Origin of the sequence: Mesorhizobium sp. M3A.F.Ca.ET.080.04.2.1 (assembly GCF_003952525.1) — a bacterium.
GTDB lineage: Bacteria > Pseudomonadota > Alphaproteobacteria > Rhizobiales > Rhizobiaceae > Mesorhizobium.
In genome coordinates, this window is sequence record NZ_CP034451.1 from 69470 (window position 1) to 92998 (window position 23529).

At 62.2% G+C, this 23529-nt stretch carries 7 protein-coding genes and 1 pseudogene; all 8 read right to left on the reverse strand.

Translation table 11 applies throughout. The annotated features are described in order from the left end of the window. A pseudogene (locus EJ074_RS00360) lies at positions 1 to 5120 on the reverse strand (N-6 DNA methylase). A gap of 85 nt (positions 5121 to 5205) precedes the next feature. Then, positions 5206 to 5604 carry a DUF3085 domain-containing protein gene (locus tag EJ074_RS00365; RefSeq protein ID WP_129552519.1) on the reverse strand — a complete coding sequence of 133 codons (399 nt, stop codon included), beginning with the start codon at positions 5602 to 5604 and terminating at the stop codon, positions 5206 to 5208. Positions 5605 to 5615: 11 nt separating this feature from the next. Then, the gene (locus EJ074_RS00370; RefSeq protein WP_129552520.1) at positions 5616 to 6218 is read right to left on the reverse strand and encodes a DUF1419 domain-containing protein; all 603 of its coding nucleotides are present in this window, start codon (positions 6216 to 6218) and stop codon (positions 5616 to 5618) included. Positions 6219 to 6358: 140 nt separating this feature from the next. Then, entirely contained in the window at positions 6359 to 7312 is a 954-nt protein-coding gene (locus tag EJ074_RS00375) for a DUF3991 and toprim domain-containing protein (RefSeq protein ID WP_129552521.1), read from the reverse strand. Positions 7313 to 7657: 345 nt separating this feature from the next. After that, positions 7658 to 7819, reverse strand: a complete 162-nt coding sequence (locus tag EJ074_RS29485; protein ID WP_165349802.1) for a hypothetical protein — start codon at positions 7817 to 7819, stop codon at positions 7658 to 7660. A 168-nt stretch (positions 7820 to 7987) separates the two neighbouring features. Beyond that, on the reverse strand, positions 7988 to 9325 hold the full coding sequence (locus EJ074_RS00380; protein WP_129553950.1) for an HlyD family type I secretion periplasmic adaptor subunit: 1338 nt from the start codon (positions 9323 to 9325) through the stop codon (positions 7988 to 7990). Positions 9326 to 9367: 42 nt separating this feature from the next. Continuing rightward, a complete protein-coding gene (locus EJ074_RS00385; RefSeq protein WP_129552522.1) occupies positions 9368 to 11128 on the reverse strand; it encodes a type I secretion system permease/ATPase in 1761 nt (586 codons plus the stop codon). A gap of 31 nt (positions 11129 to 11159) precedes the next feature. Further along, positions 11160 to 22997: a cadherin domain-containing protein gene (locus EJ074_RS00390; RefSeq protein WP_129552523.1), complete on the reverse strand. Its 11838-nt coding sequence runs from the start codon at positions 22995 to 22997 to the stop codon at positions 11160 to 11162. Between the last annotated feature and the right edge of the window lie 532 nt (positions 22998 to 23529).

A 23529-nucleotide genomic window follows, 5' to 3' on the forward strand; every position in this document is an offset into this window, starting at 1 on the left:
CTAGGCGGCCGCTGCCCGCGTTCCCTCGCGCGCTGCACCATCAACGTCAGCGGCTAGCGACTTTTCGATCTCGGCAAGCTGCCAGCGCTTGTCCGCCAGCTCGTCCGAAAAGGCGAATGTCCCGCCCTCGCGCGAGCGGTAGGACGCCAGGCGCTGCTCGGCGTCGGAGAGGCGATGTCGATAGCGTTCCCGTTCATCCTCGAAGGCGCCGAGAACAGGTTCCAGCCGGGCGATCGCGCCGAGCGGAGTGGTGGTAACTGGCAATTCGATCTCGGTCTCGGCGCGGGCGCGCAGCAACATGGTGGAATAGCGATAACCGTCCTGGCCGAAGCGCTCCCCGGAATATTCGAGGTCGAAGCCGCCGATCGTCGCGATGACGCTGTCGCCGGCGTGCTGGAGCTGAACGAGGGTCAGTACCTCCTTCATCAGCGCCCGCCCAGCGAGCTTGCGCTCGGCGAAAGCCTCGTCTCCCACGGTCATGCGGAACGCCTCGCCCGCAGTGGGAACCTTTCGTTCGAGGTCCTGGCCGATCTCGCCGATCCGGCGCGTCGAATGTTCGATGTCGCGTTCGGCATCGCGGATCTGACGGCGGATGGCGAACTGATCATCCTGATGCGCGGCACGCAGGCGTTCAAGCCGGGCGATGTCGGCTTCGAGGCCCGCCTTCTGCATCAGGCGCGGATCGCCCGAGGCAATCGCCTTGGCCATGGCGAACTGGCTTGCCTGTCCTTCACCGAGGTCTTCCAGCCGGCGGATCGAGGTATCGCCCGAAAGTGCCGCGGCGATAAAGCGGGCCTTGCGCTCGTTGTTCTGCCACATCTGCGCGTCCATCGAGCCTTCGGTGGCATAGGCGAAGATGTCGACCACATCGTGCTGGTTGCCCTGGCGCAGGATGCGGCCCTCGCGCTGCTCGATCTGCGAGGGGAGCCAAGGCACGTCGAGATGGTGCAAGGCCTTGAGCCGAAGCTGGGCGTTGACGCCCGGGCCCATCGTGTCGGAAGAGCCGATGAGGAACCGCACCTTGCCGGCGCGAACATCGCCGAACAGCCGCTGTTTGGCTTCCGACTTCTTGAAATCCTGCATGAAGGCGATCTCGGAACCGGGCACGCCGAGACGCACCAGCTCGTCCCTGATCCAGCGGTACGCAGAGAATCCGCGGGTCTTCTCGACCGAGATCGTGCCGAGGTCGGAGAAGATCATTTGCGCGGCGCCGGCCAGCTCGAACGGTTTGCCGTCGGAGCGGACATAAGCCCCGTCCGCCGTTTCCTGCCAGATGCGGAAGGCATTGCCGATGAGGTCGTTGAGCTTGTTGTCTAGCTCGTTCTCATTGTCGGGATCGACAAGGCGCAGGTCGATCGCCGCGTGCCGGCCGTCGGTAATGACCGACAGCAGGATGTCGTCGCCGGGTTCGGGCGGCCGATCGCGCTGTTCGATCGCCTTGATGCGCTCATCGAGCACAGTCTGGTAGCGCTTGAAGGCGGCCGAGGGTTTGGAGGTCCTGATCTGCCGCGCGCCGGTCGAAAGCGCCGGCACCTTGACATAGTCGCGCAGGTCCTGCGGCATGACCACATCCGCAAAGGAGCGGAACATGGCGATGAGTTCGGGGACGTTGACAAAGGTCGCGAACCGCGTGACCGGCTTGTATTTGCCGTTGGGCTGCAGCTCGAGCTCGGTAGTGACATCGCCGAAGGTCGAGGCCCAGGCGTCGAACTCATGGAGGCCTCGTTCGAAGAGCGCCGTGTAGCCGAGATAGAGCTGCACCGAGAACATCTCGCCCAGCGTGTTGGTGATCGGCGTGCCGGAGGCGAGCACGAGCGCCCATCCGGGATTCTTGGTCTCCACAAAGCGGGACTTCACATAGAGGTCCCAGGCGCGCTGCGAGCCATTCGGATCGATCCCCTTCAAGGTCGACATGTTGGTCGCGAAGCTGAGCTTTCTGAACTCCTGCGCCTCGTCGACGATGATCTGGTCGATGCCGATCCCGGAGATGGTCAGCAGGTCGTCCTTGCGGGTGGACAGCGCCTCCAGCCGTTCCTTGAGGCCATCCTTCAAGCGCTCAAGGCGCTTGCGCGAGACGCGATCGCCGTTCTCCACCTTGATGAGCAGGCTCTCGTAGAGCTCGAGCTCGTCCTGGATCATCTGCTGCTCGAAGGCTGTCGGCACGCAGATGAAGCGGAAGGCGGAATGGGTGATGATGATGGCATCCCACGCCGCCGTTGCCGCTCGCGACAGGAAGCGGTGCCGCTTGTCTTTGGTGAAGTTCATCTCGTCGGCGACCAAGATTCGCGCCGTCGGATAGAGCGCCAGGAATTCGCGCGCGGCCTGCGCCAGGCAATGCCCGGGAACGACCAGCATGGCCTTGGCGATGAGGCCGAGGCGCTTCTGCTCCATGATGCTTGCTGCCATGGTCATGGTCTTGCCGGCGCCGACCGCATGGGCGAGGTAGGTCGAACCGGCAGAGACGATGCGCCAGATGCCTCGCTTCTGGTGCCCATAAAGAGAAAAGGCGCCAGAGGCGCCCGGAAGTTGCAGGTGGTCCCCGTTGAAGTGTCGAGGCGCGATGTTGTTGAAGCGGTCATTGTAGACCCGCGCCAACCGGTCGGTCCGATCGGGATCGGACCAGATCCAGGTCTGGAACGCCGTCTTGATCTTGATGAGCTTTTCCTTCGCGGCCTCGGTGTCGACAACGTTCAGCACGCGGCGCTCGCTGTCGCCCTCCTTGATAACATCGAAGATCTGCGGCACACGGCTATTCAAGGCATCAGCAATCAGTTCGCCGGCGTGGCGGCGCTCGGTGCCCCATTCCGACGTGCCCGCAGCCGTGTATCCGAGCTGGCGCGCCTCGACCGTCCATGAGGCAAGTTCCGGCATATGGTGGATGCGGATCTCGGCGCCCATCGTCTGCTTGACGAAAGCGACGACATCGGCCGCGGGGATCCAGGGCGCGCCGAGACGCGCCGTGATGTCGGAGGGACCGAGCTCGGCCGGCTGGACAGCGACAAGTGCCCGGACATTGCGCTCGAAAGACGGATCGAGCGCGGCAGCCGCTTGCGCCACCTTGAACTTGTCCCGGACCTGTCCCGAAAGATAGGCATCGGCGGTCTGCCAGGCACCGCTCTCCGGATCGCGGAAGATTGCCTCGCCCAGGTCTGCGATGACGGAATCGACATCGTCATGAAGCAGCTCGGCGATGTGTTCGACATCGACATAGCCGCGCTCGTTGAGCACCACGGCGCATCGGGGGCGCAAGTGATGATCGGCGCCGCCGGCGGCGCTATCACGCGTTCGGTGAAGATCGGCCCGGGCCGTGCCGTGTCGGTCTCGAGGTCGTAGTCCTCGATCGACGCGACCAGCCAGCAATCGGGATCGTCTAGGAAAGGCTGCAGGTTCGGCCGGCGGTGCACTTCGCGGACTTCGCCGGTCTCGGCGTCTTCACTGGTGGAAACGACGGTCGTGTTGATCGGACCGAAGCTTCGCACGAAGTTCGACCAGGCGATGCGCAGCTTGACCTGCGCCGGCTTCCAGGCCCGATCGAGCTCCTGCGCCTTGAGGACCTCGCGCACCGCGTCGCGAATCGGGATCAGCTTGCGGATGATGTGGGCGTGCTTGTCGGAAACCCCATCGGTGCCGCGTCCCTTGCGCACGGTGACGGTCAATGGCGCGCCGTCGACCACCTGCATCAGCGCGGTGTTTCGGCCGACGAAATAGCTGCCTTCGCGGATTGCCGGACCGACGGGAAGCGCCTCCCCTGCTCGATCGAGGCCGTCGGCGTCGGGATCGATGACCTCGGGCTCGCCATCATAGATGGCTTCCGGAAGAAGAGAGATCGCGCCGAAAAGCGCCTCCTCCAGCTCGACGCCCGGATGCGGTAGGCAGGTATAAGCATCGCCGAACGGGCCGGATGTCGTGGAATGGGTGCCCAGCACGAAATTGGGATGCCGCGCGAACCAGCTATTCACACGGATCGCACCGTCGTCGCCATCGGCTGAACGGACCTCGTCGGTGTCGAGCCAGATAACGTCGCCTTTGGCCTCGCCGGGCTTGCGCTTGCGGAAGAAGAGGATATCGACCACGACGTCGGTGCCGACGTCCGCCCGGAAGCTGCCTTCCGGCATGCGGATGGCGGCGACGAAATCGGCCGACTTCGCGATGTGCTCGCGCGCCGAACAATCTGCCTTGTCCATCGTACCCGCACTGGTCACGAACGCAGCGAGACCGCCCGGCTTAAGGAGATCGATCGAGCGGGCGATGAAGTAGTCGTGGAGGCGCAGTCCCATCGAGCGATAGGCGCGGTCCGAGCGGACGGTGCGATCGGAAAAGGGTGGATTGCCGATGGCGAGGTCGAAGTTCGCCGACAGGTCGGCGCGAGCGAAGTCCGCATTGACGATGCGCGCCCGCGGCTGGAGCAGCCGAGCGATGCGAGCGGTGACCGGATCGAGCTCTACACCGGTGACGTGGGACTCATCGCGCAGAGTCGCGGGCATGAGCGCCGGGAACAGTCCCGTTCCGATGCCTGGCTCCAGAACCCTCCCCCCGCGCCAGCCGAGACGCACGAGGCCGGACCACATTGCCCGGACGATGAATTCCGGCGTGAAGTGCGCATACTGTGTGCAGCGGGCGAGCGATGCGTATTCGTTGCGCCGCACCGTCTCTTCAAGTTCGGAGCCGATCTCGTCCCAGCCGGATCGGAAGCCGTCTTCGCCGGGGCGGCGGAACACGGCATTGGCAAGCTCGGAGGCGCCGAAGCCGGTGAAGCGTATAAGCCTAGTCTGTTCCTCGCGCGTCGCCGACCTGTCCTCGGTCTCGATTTCGGCGGCAAGACGGATGGCGGCGAGATTGTCGCGGGCGCGCTGCTTCCAGCCCTTGGCCAAGCCGCGATCGCCGTCAAGCCAAAAGTTCTTCCCGCGAGATGCTGCAGTGGTCTGCCGCCGGGATGGACGGACAGCCTCGCGGTCGGCCGATGGCTCCGATTTGGCCGCTGCGGTGGGCCTGGACGGCTGATCATCTTCGGGGCCGCCGGCGCCGAAGTCGCTCCCGAAGGCGGTGACGCCGAGGCCGAGGCCCGACGAAAGGGCGGTGTTACCGAAGAGGTCGAGGGTGAAGGGATCGTCGTTGCACACTGGAAAGCTCCTTGGATGAAGGCGCGCGCGACCCCCAGCCGAGCAGGTCGGCCGGACGATCGGCGTCTCGGTTTTTGGGGGAAGGTCAGCGGGTGATCAGCGACAGCGCGATCTCGGTCTCGGTGAGATCAACGTTGAGGTGCGTGGCCCGCATGTTGCGGTCGAACAGCGGGATCAGCCGCTCGGCCTCGATGAACTCGATGCCATCATCGCCGCCGAAGTGGCGCCGTTTGTAGTCCCACCAGTCCATATCGCTCTTGGGATGGCACTGCTCGGAATAGACAACGAGGGCGCGTGAGCCTTCGGCGAGCTTGCCATTGGACATAATGTAGACGCCCTGGTCGCCGACCAGCCACAGACCCGGCCTCTCGCCCTCACCAGGGCACGTCCCGTAGTAGGGATTGCGGAAGCCGCCATTGGCGGCGGCATCGGCTATGCCGCGTTCGACGACCTTGCGGACGGCAAGAATGGGAAAAGTGAACATCGCTCCCAACCTCATGCCGCTGCACGAATGGGGAGATGCCGCAGATGCACCGGGAGCTTTGCCAAGATCTCGTCGTCGGTGAGATCGTCGAGATGTTTGAGCTCGGTGCGTCCGGGGCCATAGACGAGAAGCGTGCGCTTGCCGCGGTACTCCGGCGGGAAGCGATCACCGGCATAGCCGCGATACTCATCGTGGGTGGCGCTCCAGATATGCTCGAGACGCTCTTCATGCGTTATGGCCTTCACCGGCCAGGATTCGCGATTGATGATGGCATCGCGCATCTCGACCGGCGAGCGGGGCTGGGACAGGTCGCAATAGGCGTGGAAGTGGCGTGTCCTGCTGTCGATGCGCAGCGTATAGAACACGCTGGTGACGCTCTCGGTGAGGAATTCGCGCAGGGCGAACATCTCCTCGCGCATCCAGAGCGGCGGCAGGAGGTCGAGCATGTAGTCGTGCTCGGCGCGAGCGATCTCGAACCATTCGCCGGCGAACAGCGCGCTGTCGTCGTTCTCCCAGCGATTGGGCCGCTGGGCGTGGCGGTCGAACAGGCGGTACATCTGCCGGCGATCGGCGACACCTTGATAGATCTTGCGGACAGAGGACTGAAGGGTCATGCGAGGCTCCTTGGCCACTTGTGGGCCGGAGCGCGGTTCATCCCTCGCGGATCACCATCATCTTCAGCCCTTCCGAACCCCTCCCCCGCAGCCGCCTCTCCGACCGGCCGGGTCAAGGGCCGGCGCAGCCGGGCGGAGCTTCACCCTTGACGCGGCCGGCGGGCATGCGGCAGTCGGCTTGTCTCCTCCTTTCCTCTCGCTTCCTCCTTCGCTTTCAGATCGGCGTTCCAGTCGTCCGCCATAGGGCGCAGCCGCTCACCGGGGCATCCAACCTCCTCGGCAAGGGCGAGAAGCCTGCAGGCATAGACGTCGCCCTGCCTGTTGTTGTCTGTCGCCGCGACGAGCTGGATTTCGGGTTTTGCGGCGAGTGCGCGGATCGCCTCATCCGTTGCCGGCGACCAGCCGCCTCCGGTGCTGAGATACAGGGTATCGGGGCGAAGGTTTTCGAGCGCGGCGAGGCTCATGGCATCGATCGCCGCCTCGGTCACGCAGAGGCGAAGCGCTTCAGGACGGCCGAGGCGGAACAGCACCTTGGCGCCGCCGGTGGCGAAACCGCGCCAGTCCGGGCCGCGCTCCTCCCACCCGGCAACGGCGCCGTCGGCATCGACATGCGCCGCCCACATGCTGCCATGCGGGCCCTCCCGCAGGCTGCCGGCGGCGATCGCGGCGCGGAGAACGGGTTCGGGAAGGTGGCGGGCGTCATTGAGATATTGCCAAGTCGCCGAGCCGCGCCACGGCTCGCGCCTCGCCCGCCAGCGTTCCGGAACCGAAAGATCGGGCCCTCGGTCGCGGGACCCTCGATCCCAGACATTTTCGGCGGGCACGAATCCGACGAGACCGGCAACTTGATTCAGAGCCTCGACGAAAGGCAAACCTTCGAGATACTCGACGAGGCTGAAGACGTCGCCCTTGCGATCCGACAGCGGGTCGAACCAGCCCTTGCCTTCATGGATGACGATGATGATCGCCGCCTCGTGGCGATACTTCATCGCCTTGCGCGTGCTCTCCTTGCGGTCGAGCGCGAATCCCAGATGCTCGAGGACCGCGATGCAGGGCACCTTCTCTTTCAGCTCTTCCAGTTCTGTTTTTTCCATCTTTCGCCAGCGCGCACTGTCGCGCTCCTTCTCTTTCGTTCCCGCCCCCAGATTTCGGGGCAGCAACCGGAGGCCGCGAAGAGCAAGGCGGGCAAGGGCGCGGCTGGCAACTGATGAACCATACAGGATGGTCGGACTTGAGCCGCGGCGCAGCTCCCCTTGCCGGCCGCAGCGCGCAAGCGGCACGAAAATCAACCCCTCCGGTGGTGCTCTCTCGGCGGGCTCTCAAAGCCAACTCCGCGACGGACATCCGTAAGATAACCGACAAACCAGACCTGTTGCGCCGGGCAGGCGCAAGATTCGAATCTAGAGGCGACTTGCATTAACCACTGAGTTCGGTGGAGATTACAACTCCACCGGCTGGGAATACGCCTGGTTGGTGAACCGTGGCAGGAGCCCGCTGTCCAAAACCAGCGCCAGAAGCTGGCTGGCACTGACGCCGAGCGACCAAGCCGGACTGCTGTACTGGCCAGCGCCGATCAGCACGAGATCAGGCGCGAGTTCCACCAGATTGAGCCGCGGCCAGCCGGCGAGCGTGATGGTGATAGCAACGCCAGGCCGAGTCCTGCACGATACCGCCCGCTTCCATCGCGCCGCAGCCGAAGCGCACGATCACGCGCGAGCTGACCACCGAGCCGGAGCCCCCTCCAGACTGAAACGGACAACGCCGTGGAACTATTCCCTGAAGGCCCTTTGAAGCTGATCCGATAACGGCTTCATCACGTAAGTCCAGACGTAGCGCTCCCCAGTCTGAATGTGAACTTCCGCGGGCATCCCCGGCTGCAGACGCCTGGCGCCCCGTAGACAGGATTTCTGATCGTCAAGCACTACCCTGGCGACAAAGTAGGAGGCCTGCCTTTGTGCATCTTTGATCAAGTCGGCTGAAACCCGTTGGACGGTCCCCTTGCACTCTGGCGTAGTGGGCACGTCGAATGCGGAAAATCGTACGGACACAGGCTGTCCCGAGACAACGTCGTCGATGCTTGTTGGCGCGACCATGGCATCGACCACCAAACGGTCTTGCTCAGGAACGATGAGCATTATGGTTTCGCCCGGCACGATAACGCCGCCGACTGTATGGACAGCAAGTTCTTGGACGAAGCCTGATTGGGGAGCCCGGATCTCGGTCCTTGCGAGCTGATCCTCAGCCACGACCTTGCGCTCGATCAACTCAACTTCTTTCGCGTCCAGTTCCCGAAGATCTTTGTTCACCTCCTTGCGTGCTTCTTCGTCGACCTGCAGCGATTGTAACTTCGTTTCGCTAATTTTGCCCTCGGTTTCCGCAATGGCTGCTGTCAGGCGTCCCGATTCGCCCTGGAGCCGCGATAGCTCAAGCTGGAGATCGCTCACTCGCTCAAGCGGGACAAGCTTCTTGTCATAAAGCGCCTTCAGGCTGTTGTAGTCCCGCTCGACCAGAGCCGCCGATCGAACAGTCGCCTCTTTCTGAGCCTTCAGACCCTCGATCTGTCTTCCGAGTTGCTCACAGCGGATATCGAGTTGAGCCTTCAGGCCGGCATCGGCTTTTTCGCGGCTTTCGAAAAGGGCCTTCTCGCCCGCAACGAGCTCCCTGACGTCAGGATCGCCCGCTCGCTTGGCGAGTTCGTCTGGCAACTTCATCTCCGGCAGGCCTAGGCGTTCTGCCTGCAGTCTCGCTTGACTTGCAATGGCGCGATCATACTGCTGGGCAATTATCTGAAGATTCGCACGCATCATCGTTTCGTCGAGCCGAACGATTACATCGCCGGCTGTCACGCGGTCCCCCTCTCGGACATTGATGGCTCCGACGATGCCTCCGGTCTGGTGCTGCACCTTCTTGGCACTGCTTTCGACGACCACGCTGCCCGAAGCGATCACAGCCCCGGCAATCGTGGTGGTTGTGGCCCAGGCGCCGACGCCGCCGATGAGCAAAATAGACACGGCTAGGCCCAACAGGACATTTGCCCGAATGCCGTCGCTTGGTTCCTCGATAGCGTAGAGCGAATTGGAGCCCCGGAGCCTGAAGGGCGAATTCATTTCGGACACGGAAGCCCTCCGATTTCTTGCAGCTCGCACTCCTCAGACATGGCGCTCGCTCGCCGCGTGCAACGGAACAACCGTGGACCCTTGGCGATTGACAGCCGGTTCAGAACGCTGGGCTGCCGCGGCGTTTGCGACGGCGGCGAGTATGCTTTCCTTGGGGCCAAAGGCCTGTACCGTTCCGCCCGCTATGACCATGAGTTGATCGACGTTCGACAGCGCCGAAGGGCGGTGTGCGACAACGATGACGATCCCTCCCCTCTGGCGCACTCTTTGGATCGCGGTTGCGAGAGCGTCGTCGCCGTCGGAATCGAGGTTAGAATTGGGCTCGTCGAGCACAACAAGGAAAGGCTCGCCGTATAGGGCGCGTGCTAGTGCGACGAGCTGCCGCTGCCCCGCGGAGAGGGCAGCGCCGCGCTCGCCGACCCGCGTCTGAAATCCCTCTGGCAGTTGGAGAATCATCTGGTCAACTCCAGCAGCCTGGGCAGCGGCCAGAATGTCCTTCGGCGACGCGTCTCCGTCGAAACGGCTTATGTTTTCGGCGACTGTCCCATCGAACAACTCGATGTCCTGCGGGAGGTAGCCAATGTCACGCCCAAGCGCCTCGAGGTTCCATTGATCGAGAGCCGCATGGTCGAAACGAACGGTTCCGCGCATCGACGGCCACGCTCCAACCAATGAGCGAACCAGAGTAGATTTTCCCGACGCACTCGGGCCGATCACACCGAGGGCCGCGCCCGCGCGGAGAACGAATGCTACGTTCTGGATGAGCGGCTTCTGCTGTCCGGGCGCGGCCACGGCCAGGCTGTCGACCGAAAGCACGTTGTGCGGACGCGGCAATGCCATCGGCTGGCCATTGTCAGCGAACACTTTCAGAGTCCTTGACAACTGGGCGTAGCTCTGGCGCGCAGAGATGAAGCCACGCCAGTTCGCGATGGCGACGTCCACGGGGGCCAAGGAACGGCCCAGCATGATCGAGGTGGCGATGATCACGCCTGAAGACGCTTCTCCTGCAATCACAAGATAGGCTCCGAGACCCAGCATCAGCGACTGGAGTGTCAACCTGAGAGTCCGCGACATCGCGCTGGTGAACCCGACAATGTCGGAAAGCCGGCGTTGATCTGCGAGAAAGCGGGAGCTTTGTTGGCTCCAGATTGTGGCGAACCGACCCGAAAGCCCCATCGCCCTTATGACCTCGGCATTGCGCCGACCCGCATCCGAGAATGCGGAGCGCGCAACGACCGATTCTGTTGCTGTCCGGCCTGGTCCTCTGCCCAATGCTTCCGCGACCAGAGTGAGCAACATTATCACCAACGCCCCGGCCATGGCGAGGACGCCGAGCCAAGGGTGCAGCATGTAGATGAAAGCGATATAAACCGGGATCCATGGCATGTCGAAGAATGCTGTGGGACCGGTCCCCGACACGAATGATCGTATCTGGTCGAGGTCACGGACAGGCTGAACTCGCCCTCCCTCGTTCCCGGCCCTGAGTGGCAGCAGAAGCGATGCCTCGAAGGCCCGCCTGCGAAGCCTGCGGTCGAGCGTATTGCCTATTCGCCCAAGCAAGCGCAAGCGCACGAAGTCGAGCAGACCATAGGCTGCATAAAGCCAAACCATTATGATGGTGATGCCGATCAGGGTCGGGACGCTGCGCGACGGCATCACTCGGTCGTAGACCTGTAACATATATAGCGACCCGGTAAGGCCGAGAACGTTGACCACGGCCGAGAAAGCACCGACGCATAGCAACGCTCCCATGGACTGCGAGAAGGCGGCTCTCAATTCGTTCTGCGGTGCCATCGCTATCTGTCCGTCTCCGCGAGTTTCCAGCCTATGCCACCATGAAATCGGCGTTGGTTAGGGCTTGCCCGGCGCCGACATTTGCAAACTGGACCGCCCCGCCTGCCGCATTGCCGTTGCTGTCGTAGGTGAGCGTTCCGGTAGCTGAGTTGTAGATGATACGGTCGTCAGCGTCGGTAGCAGCCGTTCCGATATAGAATGAACCGGCAGCCAAAATTCCTGGACCTCCGAGTGTCGTGAATATTGTGTGATCCAGTACGATCGTGTCGTTGGCAACGTCGAAGTCCGTAATGGTGTCCTTGTTGGTCGAGGCATTGAGGGCACTGCTGAAGCGGAATGTGTCAGCTCCCAAGCCGCCCGTGAGCGTGTCGTTTCCGGCCCCACCGTCCAGCACGTTGGCTCCGCCATTTCCAGTCAGCACGTTGTTGGCGCTATTGCCCGTGCCGTCGATGTCAGTGTTGCCCGTCAACGTCAGGTTCTCGAAGACGCCGAGGACACGGGCGGAGTTCAGTAGGCTGAACGAAACCGAGGCTTGGACGGTGTCGGTTCCCGTCGAATTGGCGACGCTTTCATCGACGGTGTCGTTGGCGCTATCGACGATGTAAGTGTCGTTTCCGCCTCCGCCGCGCATGGTGTCATCGCCGGCGCCACCATTCAGCACGTTGTTGTTGCCATCGCCCTCGAGCGTGTCGTTCTGGGCTGAGCCCAGGAGGTTCTCGATGCTGGAGAAGGTGTCGCCCTCGGCATCGCCGCCGTGCGCCACGCCGGTCGTCAGGCTGACGTCAACGCCGGCCGCCGACGTCGCATAGCTGGCCGTGTCGGTACCGGCGCCACCGATCAGCGTATCGGCGCCGCCCAGCCCAGCCAAGGTGTTGTTGCCGGTGTTGCCGGTGATCACGTTGGCCAGCGCATTGCCGGTGCCGGCCACGTTGCCGGTGCCGGTCAGCGTCAGGTTCTCGATGTCTCCAATGGCGTGCACAGCATCGGAAAGGCTGAATGCGATCGACGAGCGGACCAGGTCAGTGCCATCACCGCCGGTCTCGTCGACGATGTCGCCAGCATTGTCGACGACATAGGTGTCGTTCCCGGTGCCGCCAAGCATGGTGTCGGCGCCGGCGCCGCCGTTGATCACATCGTCGCCGCCAAGGCCCGAGATGACGTTCGCCGCCGTGCTGCCCGTCAGCGTGTCGCCGAAGGCCGAGCCGATCAGGTTCTCGAAGCCTGAGACTGTGTCGCTGCCGGCGCCGACGGTGTTCTGCGCCGCCGTTGTCGCAAGGCTCACCGTGAGGGCCGCTGCAGCATGCTCGTAGCTCAGCGTATCGATCCCGGCGCCACCATTCAGCACGTTGTTGTTGCCATCGCCCTCGAGCGTGTCGTTCTGGGCTGAGCCCAGGAGGTTCTCGATGTTGGAGAAGGTGTCGCCCTCGGCATCGCCGCCGTGCGCCACGCCGGTCGTCAGGCTGACGTCAACGCCGGCCGCCGACGCCGCATAGCTGGCCGTGTCGGTGCCGGCGCCACCGATCAGCGTATCGGCGCCGCCCAGCCCAGCCAAGGTGTTGTTGCCGGTGTTGCCGGTGATCACGTTGGCCAGCGCATTGCCGGTGCCGGCCACGTTGCCGGCGCCGGTCAGCGTCAGGTTCTCGATGTCTCCAATGGCGTGCACAGCATCGGAAAGGCTGAATGCGATCGACGAGCGGACCAGGTCAGTGCCATCACCGCCGGTCTCGTCGACGATGTCGCCAGCGTTGTCGACGACATAGGTGTCGTTCCCGGTGCCGCCAAGCATGGTGTCGGCGCCGGCGCCGCCGTTGATCACATCGTCGCCGCCAAGGCCCGAGATGACGTTCGCCGCCGTGCTGCCCGTCAGCGTGTCGCCGAAGGCCGAGCCGATCAGGTTCTCGAAGCCTGAGACTGTGTCGCTGCCGGCGCCGACGGTGTTCTGCGCCGCCGTTGTCGCAAGGCTCACCGTGAGGGCCGCTGCAGCATGCTCGTAGCTCAGCGTATCGATCCCGGCGCCACCATTCAGCACGTTGTTGTTGCCATCGCCCTCGAGCGTGTCGTTCTGGGCTGAGCCCAGGAGGTTCTCGATGTTGGAGAAGGTGTCGCCCTCGGCATCGCCGCCGTGCGCCACGCCGGTCGTCAGGCTGACGTCAACGCCGGCCGCCGACGCCGCATAGCTGGCCGTGTCGGTGCCGGCGCCACCGATCAGCGTATCGGCGCCGCCCAGCCCAGCCAAGGTGTTGTTGCCGGTGTTGCCGGTGATCACGTTGGCCAGCGCATTGCCGGTGCCGGCCACGTTGCCGGCGCCGGTCAGCGTCAGGTTCTCGATGTCTCCAATGGCGTGCACAGCATCGGAAAGGCTGAATGCGATCGACGAGCGGACCAGGTCAGTGCCATCACCGCCGGTCTCGTCGACGATGTCGCCAGCGTTGTCGACGACATAGGTGTCGTTCCCGGTGCCGCCAAGCATGGTGTCGGCGCCGGCGCCGCCGTCGAGATAATCGTTGTCGGCAAGGCCAATGAGGGTGTCATTGCCGCCAAGTCCCGAAATGGTGTCGGCTTCCGGCGTTCCGGTCAGAGTTTGAGCGGCATTGCTGCCCGTGATTGTCTGGGCCGCGACGTCCGTCACGGTAACCGCGATTGCTTGACTGTCGACTGACGAGCCGTCGGAAACCTGCACCGTGACGTCGTAGACATTGTTGTCGCCGCTGTCGGCCGGCGCCTCGAAGTCTGGCGCGTTCTGGAAACTCAGGACGCCTGTCGTAGCATCAATCTGGAATAACCCGGCATCGGCGCCGCCGACGATCGAGTAGGTGAGCGTGTCGCCGGCATCCGGATCGGCCGCCGTGACGGTTGTCACCGTCGTCGTATTCTCTGCAATCGAGATCTGGGCTGTATCGCCTGCGCCATTCGACGTAATCGCCGGAGCGGTATTGGGGGTGATCACAAGTTGGGCATAATTGGGATCGGCCGCCGCGATGACGGTCAACGTGCCGTGAACCTGCCCCGAGAGCACGATTGTGCTGTCAAAAGCCCCGTCGCCGTTTCCATCGATGTCGATGAAGCTGTCAGTCGCAGTCGTGCGAAGACGGTAGTCGCTCAGCGAGGCGGACCCGAAGGCCACCATGATTTTCTCGCCGTATTCGTAGTCGGTGATCCTGTCGCCATTCCAGTCGGTGACGCTTCCGGCAAACGTATCGACGCCCGCGCCGCCGGTGAGGGTGTCAACGTCATATTGCCCGGCGAGCTGGTCGTCACCGTCACCGCCGATTAATATGTCGTTGCCGAAGTTGCCTTGAATCTCGTCCGCTTGCGATGATCCAATGAGCGTGTCTGCCGATACCGACCCGCCCATAAAGATTGAGTCGTTGGAGCTCCAGTTCGAAAAGGTCCATCCTCCGATATCGAGAGTTCCCGGTACATCCATCGAAATGTTTATTGCGTTGGCTCCGCCATTGCCTCCGACGGAAGCGTTTGAAGACAATCCTGCCCCGATCTGCGTCGACGAAAAAGTGACGGTTGCAGGGATTGCTGACCCGCCGAACGACAAAGATTCAATCGAGTTAAGCGCGGCCAGGCGGAAGTCATTGTTCCCGAAGATGAGCAGATCATCTGATCCGCTCCCACCGTCAATCGATTCACCGCTAGTGACATTTCCAGTGTTAAAGCTGAACCTGTCGTTCCCTGCACCACCTTGCATGGTGTCGGCGCCGAGGCTCCCGAAAATGACATCGTCAACCACCGAGCCAATCAAGACGTCATTGGCGTTGGAGCCTATCAGCTCGATGCTGTCATTCGGACCCCAGTTCTGGAATGCAGCGGTGCCTAGGTCAGCTGTTCCTCCCGAAAGGGAGGTGACGCGCACGGATACCTGGTCGAAAAATGCGCTGCCGATGAAGGTATTTATCTGACCTGATCCGACGTTATCATTGCTCAGCCACACCCCAGCACTGGAAGTGGTGTCGAATGCCAGGCGCTCAACGCCCGTGATGCTGACCCGGTAAAGGTCGCTGTTGTTTCCTTCGACCGAGATGGTGTCGACACCAGCTCCGCCGTCGATGGTGTCGCCCAAGGCACTGTCCAGGAAGCCGTAGTGGATGACGTCATTTCCTTCGCCGCCATCGAGGATATCCGACCCTGACCCGCCGCGCAGGTTGTCGTCGCCTCCCCCTCCCAGGATCGTGTCGTTTCCGCCAAGCCCTTGAATGTCGTCGGCTTGGGATGATCCTGTGAGCGTGTCGTTTCCTGTTGTGCCATTGATATTGATAGAATCGGTTGTGTCCCACCCGATGAATTGCCACCCGGCAGCGCTGAAATTCGACGCCTCATTCACCACCAGCTTGAATCCGGTGCCATTCGACAGGAACAGCGCTGAATCAGAAATACCGCTCCCACCGAATTGGGCGCCAGCCATTGTGAGCGTCTGGTTTGACTGGAGTGAATCGATGCGTTCGATCGAAGCCAGCGTAGCCGCGGAGACATCGACAGAGCCGAAGAGAGCAATACGGTCGAAACCGTCGCCGCCGTCGATCACTTCTCCGGCTGGAGTGCCGTCCGTGTGTAGATAGAAGGTGTCGTCGCCTCCGTATCCCATGAGGATATCAGCGCCGCCGAAGCCGGTGATCCAGTCGATCTGCGATGTGCCATATATGGTCTCGCTGGTATCCCCGACCTGGCCCTGGAAATGGACGACATCGAACCCCTCGCCCCAGTTCGAGAAGGTCCAACCGCGTCCGTCCGCCGTGCCGCCGGCGGCGACGTCGACAGCCAGATTGTTCTGGAGCTGGTTTCCTTCGATGGCCAGATTCGTCGAGAACCCACCTGCGGCCAATTGGGCCGAGGAGATCCAGACGTTGGACGACGCCTGGATCAAAAGCCGTTCGATCGAAGCGATAGTGCTTGTGCGGAAATCGGTCGATCCCGTCACTTGCAGGGTATCATTTCCCGTTCCTCCGTCGTAGATTCCTCCCGCCCCGGCCCCGGCGGTTACGAGCGTGTCGTCACCGTCACCGCCGTAAAGACTGTCGATCCCCGATCCACCGTCAATGACGTCGTTGCCGCCGTCGCCCCGCAGTTCGTTTGCATTCCCGTCGCCGGTGATAACGTCGCCAAACATGGTGCCGCGAACATCTTCGATACCTATCAACGTGTCGCTATCGCCAAATCCATCGATGGCGTTGCCGCCGACTAGATTGACGGTCACCCCTTGGCCGCCCCCGTACCTCGCGTCTTGGCTGTAATCCGCCATGTCGCGACCGGCGCCGCCATTGATCAGATCGTCACCTGAAATGCCACGGATTGTGTTGTTTCCGTCATCACCGGTGAGTGTATCGCTGCCGAGGCTCCCTCGGATTCGCTCGATCCCAACGAGGGTGTCCGTGGACGTGCCATCAGCATAAGATTCCACTGCCGTGCCGGCGGCCAGATCCACCGTTACGGAAATCAGATTTTGGTCGTTGGCATAGTGCACTTCGTCGCTGCCGCCGCGTCCGTCGACAATGTCGTTGCCACGGAAGGAACGGATGATGTTGTTTTCGTTGTCACCGAGCAGCGTGTCAGCGAGATTGGAGCCGGCGATGCCCGAAATGCTGGTCAGCGTATCGGTGTCACCAAACGTGTCGGTCGCTATGCCGGCAGCCAGGTCAACGGTGACCCCTAGCGGGCCACCCTCATCCGCATACCAGACGTCATCGAAATCGCCCTGACCATCAAAAGTGTCATTGCCCGCCCCCCCGTGAAACACGTCCGAGCCGTCGCCTCCGAAGAACGTGTCGTTGCCCGAGCCGCCGTGGAGCTCGTCTTCGCCATCGCCGCCATTGAGAATGTCGTTACCGTCGCCCCCGATCAGCGTGTCGTTGCCGCCAAGACCATTGATGGTGTCGTCTTCGGCTGTGCCGACCAAATAGTCGTCGAAAGGCGTGCCGTTGATGACATGGTTTTCAGGAATGTTGGTCACCGTGATGGCGACGCTGCGATCAGTGCTGAGCGTGCCGTCGGAAGCGGTGACGACGATGTCGTAGACGTTGTTGGCGTCTGAATCGGCCGGAGCCTCGAAGTCTGGTGCCGCCTTGAAGGTGACCTCGCCGGTCACGGCGTTAACGTCGAACAGCGCAGCGTCCGTGCCGCTGAGCGAATAGCTCAGCGCGCCGAGATTGTCGGCGTCGCTGGCGTCCGCATCATAGGCCACGCCCGTGCCGTTCTCCGCAAAGCTTGAGCTCGTGCCTGAGCCGAACACCGGCGCATTGTCGTTGACGTTAGTCACCGTGACAGTGATGGTTTGGGTGTCCAGGCCGCCATGGCCATCATCGGCCTGCACGACGACCGAATAGAACTGGTCGAAGATCCCGCCGTTGAGATTGGGGTTCTCGAAGTCTGGCGCCGTCACGAACGACAGCGCACCCGACTGGGCTTCGATCGAAAACAGGTTGGCGTCAAACCCTCCCACGATCGAGTAGGTAAGCGTGTCACCGGCATCCAGATCGGTTGCCGTGACAGTAGTCACTACGGCAGTATTCTCGGCAAGGCTGATCGAAGCATCATCTCCGCCGCCATTCGACGTGATGGCTGGAGCGGAATTGACGAACAGTTCAGTGAGCGTCCTGTTGCCATCTGAAAATGAGAAGAGCTCGACATTCGAGACGATATCTGTCCCTTCCGGTGACCCGTCGCGCAGATCTTCGATGGTCAGGCTGCCGTCGGGATTTTGACTTACGAGATAGTCAGAGCGGTTCCCCTCATAGATAGCAGTGTCCGAGCCCGCGCCGCCGTCGAGAACATCGTTGAGCCCGCCGCCCTTCAATCTGTCATCCCCGCCCCCACCAGACAGATTGTTGTCATGATTGCCTCCGTAGATCTCATCGGCGAACTGCGTGCCGATGACGTTGGGGATTCTCGCCACGGAATCCGTGGGGGTCCTGTTGGTTGGATCAGGATCAATGAAGCCGAACGTATCGATCGCCGTATCGGAGGGCAGACCCCCTTGAACGCCGCCATCCCCTAACAAGTTGACGACGACGCCGTGGGGTCCGCCTTCAGAACCGTAGTCGAGAGTGTCGGAACCGGCGCCCCCATCCATCGTGTCGTTTCCAAGGCCGCCGATGAAAGTGTCCGCGCCACCATTTCCGAGCAGCGTGTCGTCGCCGGCTTCTCCGATTAGGACATTGTCGCCGGCATTGCCGAATACGAAATCGGCGAATTCAGATCCGCGGGCGTCCTCTATGTTTATCAGAGTATCGGTGTCGCCAAAGAGATCGATAGCGCTATGCGGGCCAGCTGACCCAAGGAACGAGGTTTGGGTCGTGCCGGACAAATTGACGAATACACCATGAGTGGCCGTGCCGCCGTCATTGTCGTATTTGTAGTCGATCATATCCTCGCCGGCGCCGCCGTCCACGTAGTCCGCGCCTGCGCCCACCTGGAATTGACTGAAGTCTTGCTCACCTCCAAAGACAGTGTCGGCGAACTGAGTTCCGCGAACTTTGTTGACGTTGGTCAACGTGTCGGTATCGCCGAAACCATCCGTAGCAGTGTTGGCAGCTTGACCGCCTTGTTCCGCGTTCGAGATGTTGACGGTGACGCCATCGCTGCCGCCGAAGCTGGCGTCTCGATCATAGTAGATCCACGAGTCGCCCGAGCCGCCGATGATGGTGTCATTGCCGGCAAATCCGTAGAAACCCTCGTAACCTCCGCCGGGGTTCTTTCCCACGATCGTGTCGGCCTGATCGGTCCCGAAAACGTCAGATATTCCGACCAGCGTATCGGTGTTGCCGAATGTATCCGTTGCGGTGCCTTCGGCCAGGTTTACGACCACCGCGCCGCCTCCGCCTTCATCGGCGTAGTTCACCAGGTCCCCGTTTTGGCCGCCTCCATTAAGAATGTCATCGCCCTGGCCTCCGATCAGCGTGTCGCGGCCCTCCAAGCCATTGATGGTGTCGTCTTCGGCTGTGCCGACCAAATAGTCGTCGAAAGGCGTGCCGTTGATGACATGGTTTTCAGGAATGTTGGTCACCGTGATGGCGACGCTGCGATCAGTGCTGAGCGTGCCGTCGGAAGCGGTGACGACGATGTCGTAGACGTTGTTGGCGTCTGAATCGGCCGGAGCCTCGAAGTCTGGTGCCGCCTTGAAGGTGACCTCGCCGGTCACGGCGTTAACGTCGAACAGCGCAGCGTCCGTGCCGCTGAGCGAATAGCTCAGCGCGCCGAGATTGTCGGCGTCGCTGGCGTCCGCATCATAGGCCACGCCCGTGCCGTTCTCCGCAAAGCTTGAGCTCGTGCCTGAGCCGAACACCGGCGCATTGTCGTTGACGTTAGTCACCGTGACAGTGATGGTTTGGGTGTCCAGGCCGCCATGGCCATCATCGGCCTGCACGACGACCGAATAGAACTGGTCGAAGATCCCGCCGTTGAGATTGGGGTTCTCGAAGTCTGGCGCCGTCACGAACGACAGCGCACCCGACTGGGCTTCGATCGAAAACAGGTTGGCGTCAAACCCTCCCACGATCGAGTAGGTAAGCGTGTCACCGGCATCCAGATCGGTTGCCGTGACAGTAGTCACTACGGCAGTATTCTCGGCAAGGCTGATCGAAGCATCATCTCCGCCGCCATTCGACGTGATGATGGGGTTTGCGTTTGTGTCATTGTTGTCTGTCACCGTGATGGCCACACCGCGGTCTGTGCTGAGCGTGCCGTCGGATGCGGTGACGACGATGTCGTAGACGTTATTTGCGTCTGAATCGGCAGGAGCCTCGAAGTTCGGCGCCGTCTTGAAGGTGACCTCGCCGGTCGCGGCATTGATGTTGAACAACGCAGCGTCCGTGCCACCCAGCGAATAAGTCAGCGCACCGAGATTGTCGGCATCGCTGACATTCGCATCATAGGCCAGGCCCGTGCCGTTTTCCGCAAAGCTGGCTGTTGTGCCCGAACTGAACACTGGAGCATTGTCGTTGACGTTGCCGATGCTAAGGGTAAGCGACTTTTCAAAGGTATGGTTCTGGCTATCTGTGACCCGAACCGTTACCTGCCTGGTCGAACCACCCTCGTAATCAATCGACCCCGCGACGACCAGACTGTTGCCAGAGATCGCGAACTGACCTCCGGCGTCGTCAAGAAGTGCAAACGTGAAGTTTTCGCCTGAATCCGGGTCTGTCGCGGAAAGAGTGCCGACAACCGTGCCCGCAGGACTGTTTTCATCGACTGAACTTGCCGAAAGCGAAATGTCGGTCGGAGGCTGGTTCTGCGTATCGTTCACGTCCGTTACGGCAATCGTGAATACCTTGTTATACTGGTTGCCTTGGCTATCAGTGACGCGCAGTGTCACCGCGTGCGATGACGCCGTTTCAAAGTCAAGTGCGCCGTTGACGACGAGTTGGTCGCCCGTGACCGCGAAGAGGCCGCCGGCGTCATCGACGATCGAATAGGCAAAGGTGTCGCCAGTATCGGGGTCACTTGCCGAAAGCGTGCCAACAACGGTTCCTGCGTTGCTGTTTTCGGGGACCGACGAGGCTGAAAGTTCGAGGCTCGTTGGCGAATGAGCCAGCGAATCGAGGCTCCGAGTGCCATCGGAAAAATTGAAAAATTCGATATTCTGGACGTATGTGGTTTGCCCGATCGTTGCGGCCCGTTGATCGATCAGTGTAACGGCGCTTGGAGTGACGTTGACCGCGTAGTCGCTCAACATGCCTGAAAGGACAGCCGTGTCGCTCCCCTCGCCACCGTCGAGGTAGTTGTTGCCGCTTCCAGCCGCGAGGACGTCATTGCCCGCACCGCCGGAGAGGGAGTCATTGCCGCCGAGTGCGGTGATGGTGTCATCGCCGGAGCCGCCGGTGAAGTTCAGCGTTTCAATGTTGACGAACGTCGTCCCGTCGCCGACCGCGGTTGGGACTGACGTGTCGGTCGTGAAGACGGTCATGCCTGCGGTGGCTGTCGAGCGGTCGATATAGGCCGTGTCGCTGCCCTCTCCGCCGTCGATCGTGTCGGCCCCGCCGTAGCTGTAGATGGTGTCATCACCGGTGCCGGCGTTCAGGATGTCGTTTCCTGTCGAACCTGCGTTGTCGTCATCCAGGAGCGTGTCGTTTCCCGCGCCTGCATTGATGGTGTCATTGCCCCCGCTGCCGGAAAGGTAGTCGTCGCCATCGCCGCCCGTCAGTTGGTCGTCGCCTTCGCCTCCAGACGCCTGGCCGCCACCTGAACCCACGTCGAGATTGTCGTTGCCAAGGCCGCCATCGAGGACCTCATAGCCGGCGCCGCCGATCAGCGTGTCGTCGCCCGTCTCGCCAAACGCCTGGCCGCCATCGGCACCCACGTCGAGCGTGTCGTTGCCTTCGCCGCCATAAAGCGTGTCGTAACCGGCACCTCCGGAAAGCGTGTCGTTCCCCTCACCGCCATAAAGGTAATCGATGCCGTCGCCACCGTTCAGAGTGTCATTGCCCGCACCGCCGGAGAGGGAGTCATTGCCGCCGAGTGCGGTGATGGTGTCATCGCCGGAGCCGCCGGTGAAGTTCAGCGTTTCAATGTTGACGAACGTCGTCCCGTCGCCGACCGCGGTTGGGACTGACGTGTCGGTCGTGAAGACGGTCATGCCTGCGGTGGCTGTCGAGCGGTCGATATAGGCCGTGTCGCTGCCCTCTCCGCCGTCGATCGTGTCGGCCCCGCCGTAGCTGTAGATGGTGTCATCACCGGTGCCGGCGTTCAGGATGTCGTTTCCTGTCGAACCTGCGTTGTCGTCGTCAATGAGCGTGTCGTTTCCAGCGCCCGCGTTGATCGTGTCGTTGCCCCCGCTGCCGGAAAGGTAGTCGTCGCCATCGCCGCCCGTCAGTTGGTCGTCGCCTTCGCCTCCAGACGCCTGGCCGCCACCTGAACCCACGTCGAGATTGTCGTTGCCAAGGCCGCCATCGAGGACCTCATAGCCGGCGCCGCCGACCAGCGTGTCGTCGCCCGCCTCGCCATAGGCCTGGCCGCCGTCAGGACCCACGTCCAGCGTATCGTTGCCCTCCCCACCATAGAGAGTGTCGTAACCGGCACCTCCGGAAAGCGTGTCGTTCCCCTCACCGCCATAAAGGTAATCGAGGCCGTCGCCACCGTTCAGGGTGTCGTTGCCCGCGCCGCCGGAGAGGGAGTCATTGCCGCCGAGTGCGGTGATGGTGTCATCGCCGGAGCCGCCGGTGAAGTTCAGCGTTTCAATGTTGACGAACGTCGTCCCGTCGCCGACCGCCGTGGGGACAGACGTGTCGGTCATGATGACGGTCATGCCTGCGGTGGCTGTCGATCGGTCGATATAAGCCGTGTCGTTGCCCTCGCCGCCGTTGATCGTGTCCGCTCCGCCGTTGCTGTAGATGGTGTCGTCGCCGGTGCCGCCGTTCAGGATGTCGTTTCCTGTCGAGCCTGCGTTGTCGTCGTCAATGAGCGTGTCGTTTCCAGCGCCCGCGTTGATCGTGTCGTTGCCCCCGCTGCCGGAAAGGTAGTCGTCGCCGTCGCCACCAGTCAGTTGGTCGTCGCCTTCGCCTCCAGACGCCTGGCCGCCGCCCGAACCCACGTCGAGACTGTCATTGCCTATTCCGCCGTCGAGATACTCATAGCCGGCGCCGCCGACCAGCGTGTCGTCGCCCACCTCGCCATAGGCCTGGCCGCCGTCAGGACCCACGTCCAGCGTATCGTTGCCCTCCCCACCATAGAGAGTGTCGTAACCGGCATCGCCCGAGAGAGTGTCGTTGCCTCCGTATCCGTAGATGATGTCGTTGCCACCCCCACCACTGATTTGGTCATCGCCGGTTTCGAGCGTTGGGTCTCCACCCTCGGGGGCTCCTGAGAGCACATCGTCATCGGCAGTGCCGACAATCACGTCGGACCCATTCGTTCCAAATTTATCAGCCATTTGTTCCTCCCATTGGGTCGCCGGTTGCTGGCATTATTGTTGCGGCAGAGCATGCTTGAATAACGGGGAAGATCGCTTCACTCGCGCGGGTGATTTCCAACCGGCGGATCCTCCGAACTTCGCAAGTTGATCCATATGACCGCGCGTTGCGGTCTCTCGGGGACGCCGGTCGATCGCGGAACGCCTCAAGTCACGAGTAGGCTGTGGTAGGGGGTTCACTACAGGCGGCGGCGCAGGCGCAGGATCCCCCGTGACAATGTCGGCATCGCCCCAGACACCGATGCCTGAGGCGACTGTCGCACTGGCTGTTGTGTTAGCGTCGACGTCCTTGCCACAGCCGTACACGTAGCTGGCAACCACCTCGTACAGGGCCGTTGTTGAGAGGATCGAGCCAGAATACGGGGCCGTAGCGGTCGCGCCGGCGACCAATTGCCAGGTCTGGCGTTTGGCCCAGGAGACATGCGGTGTGCCATCCGGATTCAGGACGCTTCCGGCAAGCGTCTGGCCCTCAGATACTTGGCCCGTTTGCCCG

Bases quoted from the DNA above. Each gene is read 5' to 3' on its own strand.
- EJ074_RS00370 (WP_129552520.1), bottom strand. From the start codon at position 6,218: ATGACCCTTCAGTCCTCTGTCCGCAAGATCTATCAAGGTGTCGCCGAT.
- EJ074_RS00375 (WP_129552521.1), bottom strand. From the start codon at position 7,312: ATGGAAAAAACAGAACTGGAAGAGCTGAAAGAGAAGGTGCCCTGCATC.
- EJ074_RS00390 (WP_129552523.1), bottom strand. From the start codon at position 22,997: ATGGCTGATAAATTTGGAACGAATGGGTCCGACGTGATTGTCGGCACT.
- EJ074_RS00365 (WP_129552519.1), bottom strand. From the start codon at position 5,604: ATGTTCACTTTTCCCATTCTTGCCGTCCGCAAGGTCGTCGAACGCGGC.
- EJ074_RS00380 (WP_129553950.1), bottom strand. From the start codon at position 9,325: ATGAATTCGCCCTTCAGGCTCCGGGGCTCCAATTCGCTCTACGCTATC.
- EJ074_RS00385 (WP_129552522.1), bottom strand. From the start codon at position 11,128: ATGGCACCGCAGAACGAATTGAGAGCCGCCTTCTCGCAGTCCATGGGA.